General features: G+C 68.8%; 1 protein-coding gene. It reads left to right on the top strand.

Annotated elements, in window-relative coordinates; all coding sequences use genetic code 11:
- The coding region (locus tag VGV60_13655) for a thrombospondin type 3 repeat-containing protein (GenBank protein HEV8702314.1) at window positions 1–6,186 on the top strand (6,186 nt) is incomplete at both ends.

The following is a 6,186-nucleotide window of genomic DNA, read 5'->3' as shown; positions in this document are numbered from 1 at the left end:
AACGCGCCGTGGACCGACCAGTACTCCCTGGCCCGTCCGGCCGCTTCCGGCGAAATTCACGACCTGCGCAACCCGCAGGAAGGGTTCCACCTCAACTCCGATCCGAACCAGGACCGGAACTTCGCCGACTCGACCCTGTACGTGGGGAACTGGCAGGTGACGGTGAAGCGCGGAGCGGGCGGTTCGACCCCCGGCTCGATCACCAGCGGCGGCCCGAACGAGGACCTGGATCCAGACGGCGCCGGCCCGCTCCTTCCGAACCGTCGTCTGGACGCCGGTGAGGACACGAACGGCAACGGCCTCCTGGACCTGGGCGGCCAGACGTACGCCCTCGTCGTGGCGGGGCCGGTGGTTCTCGCCGAGGCGGCGCCGGCGCGCGGTCCGTCGTCGTTCCCGGCCAGCAGCATCTCGCTCGACAAGATCCGCTACGTCTGCTCCGACTCGGCGGTGGCGTCGATCTTCGACTCCACCCCCGGCGCCGGGGCCGCGCGCTCCGCAGGCGCCACGACGTTTTCGGTCAGGAACGCCGCCGGCGCGACGGTGGACTCGGAAGGGGGCATCTCGTTCTCCGCAGGAGCGGCCACGGGGGTCACGACCTCTGCCGGCGTTCCGGTCCGTCTCGGATCCGCTCCCGTCCCGAACAACGGCATCCTGGAAGCGGACACAGGCCAGTTCGTGTACGCCACGTACGCCCCCCCCGGGCAGGCGCCCGTGTCCGCCGGCGGCCAGGTGAACTGCTCGCCGAACTTCATCCCCGCGTTCTTCTCGATCCTCGGCGACAACGCCACCGGCGAGCAGTTCTCGATCGGCAACGGCTGCGACAACGACGAATTCCTCGACGCCGGAGAGGTCGTGACCTACGGCGTGGCCCTCAGCAACCGCGGCCGCGGCCTCGTCGGCGGCGACGACTACGCGGACGTGATCGCCACGCTGACCCCCTCGGGGCCCGGCGCGGCCGCCATCCGGGTTCTCGATTCGCCCCGGAACATCGGGCGCATCCCGGCCGGCGCCACGAACGGCGTCTTCTTCCACGTCTTCGTCGATTCCGCGGCGGCCAACGCCCTCCCCACTCTGAATCGCCAGGTCACATTGACCCTGACCCTCGACTCGCTCAGCAGCGGGCAGCACCTGCACCGCCAGTCGTACGGCTTCACGCACGTCATCAACGCCGACCGCGAGACCCGGCACTATTCGACCGATTTCCCCGCGGGGGGGCGCCAGGTGCGCGACCTGAACCGCAGCCTGGTCATCGACCGGCCCGACGTGGTCGACCCGTTCAAGCTGTTCGTGCTTCCGGACGAGGACGTGACCTTCTCGAGCATGTTCGTCGCCGGCACGACCATCGGCGGCACGCCGACGGTCACGAACACTCTCGGCGAGGACCTGAACAACAACGGCCTCCTGGACGCGTCCGAGGAGGACATCATCCCCAACGGCATCCTGGACCGCGGCATCCTGCTCGCGGGGTCCGGTCCGTCGAGCGGCGACAAGGTTCCCTGGAGGTTCGACAGCAACAACGGAGGCTGGATGCCGATCCGCCATCCGGGGAGCACCGCGTTCAACATCTCCGCCAACCCGATGTGGGAGTACAAGACCTCCGGGCTCTGCGGCTTCCAGACGAGCCAGGGGGGCGTGTACGGCATGTGGCACACGGGGGACGGCAACGCCGCCACACCGGCCCCTGGCGCCATCGCGTGCGACAACCACGCGATCCCGAACAATGGCGCGACCGAGCAGCGGATCGAGCTGACGTTCGACGTGCTGCATTCACCGATTATCGCCAAGGTCAACCAGAACAACGACGCCCGCGGGTTCGCCTACGGCGTGGAGTTCCAGCGCTTCGGGGCCAACCTGAACCTGCAGGTGGTCAACGCGGCCTACTTCGGCGGTGGGATCAACATCGACAACAACCTCGACCTGGACACGGTCAACTGCCTGCTCTGCCAGCAGCTCGACACGTACTACACGCGCAAATTCGGCGGCTGGCCGTACAACGTGATCGCCCTGTCGGGCCACGAGCAGTACTTCCCCAACGGCGAGGGGATCGACCCACGGAGCACCAATCCGCATCAGAGGACCTTCGGCCCGCTGGTCGATGCGAACGGCGGCACGCCGTTCGACGGTGGGGGCGAGAGTGGCTTCACCGGGTACACCCAGAACACGAACCCGGACAGCGCGTCGCCGATCCCGCAGGCGCCCCCCGACTATCTGAAGCTCCCGCTCCCCGGCGCGGCGGTCCCCGGCGTCTGCACAGGGGGCCCGACCCCGGGCGCTCCGTGCCAGGTGCATGCCGACTGCGGCTCCGGCGCCGCCTGCACCCTGGAGTCAATCACCACGGCCGGACCGGTGCGCAACTTCGACTTCACCCTGGTCGGCTACGAGGGGGGGTTCGGCTCCGAGAACCTCGCCGGCCTGGCCGCTCCCGAGAACTCCTACTTCTGGACCGGCCCCGGCAAGACCGGCGGGAACCGCTGGGGGATCGGCATCGGGTTCTACTCCATCGAGAGCATCGACCGCATTGCCGACTACGGCTTCGGGGTGGACGACGTCGTCTTCGAGTGGGACGAGTTCCATCCGCTGGACGAAAGCTCCTTCGTGCCGGCGCACACGCCCGCCTGCTACCGGTTCAACACGCCGGGGACCCCTGCCGGCGGCCAGTGCGCCAGCATCACGGCCGACCGCACCGACCTCTACGAGTGCGACGAGGCGGTCGAGATCACGGTGGTCGATTCCAAGCTGGCTCCGGGAACGCCGAGTGTCGAGGTCATGATCGTGACCGACAGCGAATCGATCCCCCTCACGACGGCTCGCTTCTCGGTCCTGACCCCGAACGCCAAGCGCTACACCCTGGCCGCTGTGCCGGGGCAGGCCGGCCTGTTCCGCGGCAGCGTCCTCTTCTCGACTTCCACCAACAATCCGGCCAACGTGTTCACCAACCCGGGGACGGACGGCCAGTTCATCGTCTACTACATCGACCCGGGGTGCGACGGCGACCGCGACGGTGTGGCGGGGGAGAGCCTGTTCGACAACCCGGACGGGGACGGCGTGAACGCGCCGGTCGACAACTGCCCGTTCACCTTCAATCAGTTCCAGGAGGACGCGGACGGCGACGGCGTCGGCGACCCGTGCGACACCTGCGTCACGATCGCCAACGTCTCGCAGGCCGATTCGGATCAGGACGGAACCGGCGACGCGTGCGAGCTGGACGATCTGGACGGCGACGGGGTGGCCAACCTGGCCGATAACTGCCCCGACGTCTACAACCTCGCAAGATTCTCCAACTCCACCGGCGCATACGGCCAGCAGGGGCGCTGCATCTATACTCCCGCCGCCCCGATCACCCCCTGCCTGACGAACGTGGAGTGCACCGGCGGGACCGGCGGCGTCTGCGATCTGACCCGGGGCTTCGCCTGCGGCAGCAGCAGTCTGGACACCGAACACGACGGCCTGGCGGACGGCAGCGACAACTGCGTCCTGGCGACGAATGCCGACCAGCAGGACTCGGATGGCGACGGCATCGGTGACTCCTGCGACGGCGACTGCGCCGATGTGGCCGTCATCGGGATCTGCAGCAACGATCCATCGATCGCCTGCACCAGCCTCCCGGGTACAAGCGATCCGGCCTGCCCCGCGGGCGGCGTCTGCCAGACTGCGGTGCGCCACGCTGTTTGGGAGTCCTGCTCGAACGCCAACGACGATGCCGACATCGACGGGGTGGGAGATGTCCTGGACAACTGCCCCGGGATTCGAAATCCTCCCACGGTTCCCGGTCCGATCGTCCAGAGAGACAGCGACCGCGACGGCCTCGGGGACGCCTGCGATCCGGCCGGCTCGATGGACGACGATGACAACGGGATCCCGGACGACCTCGTGACGTTCCGGGGTTCGATCAAGTGCAGTCGAGTGCCTCTGGCGCGTTACTCTGTCCTGGCGATCGATTACCTGGACATCGACGGCGACCACGACATCTTCCCCGACACCGGCGAGACCGGACGGGTCAGGGTGCAGATCCAGAACACCGGCCCGGCCCTGACGGACGCCCGGTTCTCCCTCGTGTCGAGCGACCCGGACGTCGCCTGCATCCTCCAGCCGACCCTGTCCCTTTCGAGTTTCGCCGCGGGGGCGGTGGTGACACTCGGCAGCCTCGATCCGCTCCAGCCCGGGTTCACCTTCAAGGCGAGCGACACGCTGCAGACGACTTCTGCATTGCAGCCGACGGTCGATCTCTGCCTGTCCGTGGTCGCCAACGAGAGCCTCGGGACGACAGCGCCGGTCTGCTTCAGGCTGCTGGCCGACCTCGACTTTCCGGCCGGACCTCAGGTGTTTGTCGCCGGACCGGACGGGATCGCCGGGACGGCCGACGACGGGACGATCCTCGAGACCTTCGACGCCGACCGGGACGGGGACGGTCTCTTCACCGTGAACGACACCTTCCGTCGCACCGACGCCGGAACGGGGGTGATCGAGCACGGCGCCTATCTGCGCGGGAGCGCCGACGGCAGCGCGATGGGGACCGTCGCCGGAATCGCGTGCGGCGGCTTCGTGACGCCGGCGCAGGGGAACGCGGGGTGCATCCTGGACCCGGACTACCCGATGGACTGGCACCTGCACTGCCCGCCGGGCGCGACGAACTGTCCCAACGCTGAGAGCGGTGCCTGCGTCAGCGGCTGCTTCTACCAGACGCCGGCGAACGGCCGAAAGGCGCTGAGCGTGCCGAACTCCCTGCATATGGGGGCGCACTTTCTCCTGTCGGACACGTATGGGGACACGACCCATCTCCGCGCGCTGCAGGCGTTCGTCTCGGCGCCGATCAACCTGGCGTTGTTCCCCCGAGCGGGGGATCTCGAATTGTCGATGTTCCACATCGCCGATCTCATGTCCCAGGCTCAGACCGGCTTCGGCGGGAACCTGTGCATTGACTGTGCCGACGTTCAGGTTCAGGTCGACGCCGACCCCGATCCCGCCGTGGACGACTGGGGACCGTGGGACAAGCTCGTGCCGTTCCAGAACGTCTACGATCAGACTCAGGGCTCCTGGAGCCAGTTCGCGCCGGTCGGGCGCTACTGCCGGTTCACCCCCACCGACACCGGCTCGGCGCCGCCCGCGCCGCGCGGCATCCACGAGACGATGTGCTGGCCGCAGGGAGGCTGGGCCTTCTGCGGCACCACGAACGGCACGACCCCCGCGACGACCGGCCGGTGCTTCGGCGGCGTCGTGGATCCGTCCGGTGTCGGCGTCTGGGTGCAGACCAAGTTCAACCTGGCCGGATTCCTGGGACAGCGTATCCGCGTCCGCTGGATCGGCAGCTCCTGGATGTTCGACGACACCGCCGGGTCGTACTACGAAGTGGGTGGCAACTGGGCGAACAATCAGAGCGACGACGGCTGGTGGCTCGACAACATCAAGCTCACAGGCGCCGTCGAGAGCCAGCAGTCGCTGTTGCCGGATCTGGCCCCGCCTCCCGGCACCGGCTGCACGGCCGAGTGCAATCCCGCGCAGGGGGACCATGGGACAAGTGTCGTGGCCAGGGTGACCGACCTGGCGGGAAATCTCATCGACGGGCTGGCCACCGTCGCCGTGGCCGGCCAGCCGATCCGGGTGAGCGCGGCCGCGTCGACGCTGCCGGGCGGCTGTCCCCAGGGGTTGCAGGAGTTCCGGTTCTTCCGGGACGGTGCCCTGGCGCAGGACTGGAGCGCGAAGTTCTTCTTCCTCGAGGCGCCGGAGCGCCAGGTGTCCTACCGGGTCCTGATGCGCTGCAGCTCCGACCATGACTGCACGAGCCAGACCGGCGCCTCGTTCGATCTGCCGGTCTACTCCGGGGACGGAGCGGAGGTGACGCTCGGGGTGAAGGCGGCCGTGGGGCTCATCGACGCCTCGCTCGGGCTCCTCTACGATCGGGCGGCGGGGGCGACGACCCTCAACTGGTCCGGCCCGCTGCAAGCGGCTGACGTCTACCGCGGGGCGATCGGCGGCGGTCTCTCGAGGGGCGAGCTGATCGCGGGGGGCCGGAAATTCTGGCAGCTCGCAGGCGCGGAGTGCTTCCTTTCCGACTCTTCGGGAACGGCGGCGCCCGGGGGAGGCTGGAACGGCACGAGCGGCCCGCTCGGCCAGGCCGGCGACCCGGACCCGGCCGCGGGCTTCGCCACGTTCTATCTGGTGGCGCCGCAACGCCCCGCGCTCCCCAGC

The sequence above is a fragment of the Candidatus Polarisedimenticolia bacterium genome (genome assembly GCA_036001465.1).
Lineage (GTDB): Bacteria > Acidobacteriota > Polarisedimenticolia > Gp22-AA2 > Gp22-AA2 > Gp22-AA3.
This window is presented reverse-complemented; position numbering and strand designations above follow the sequence as displayed.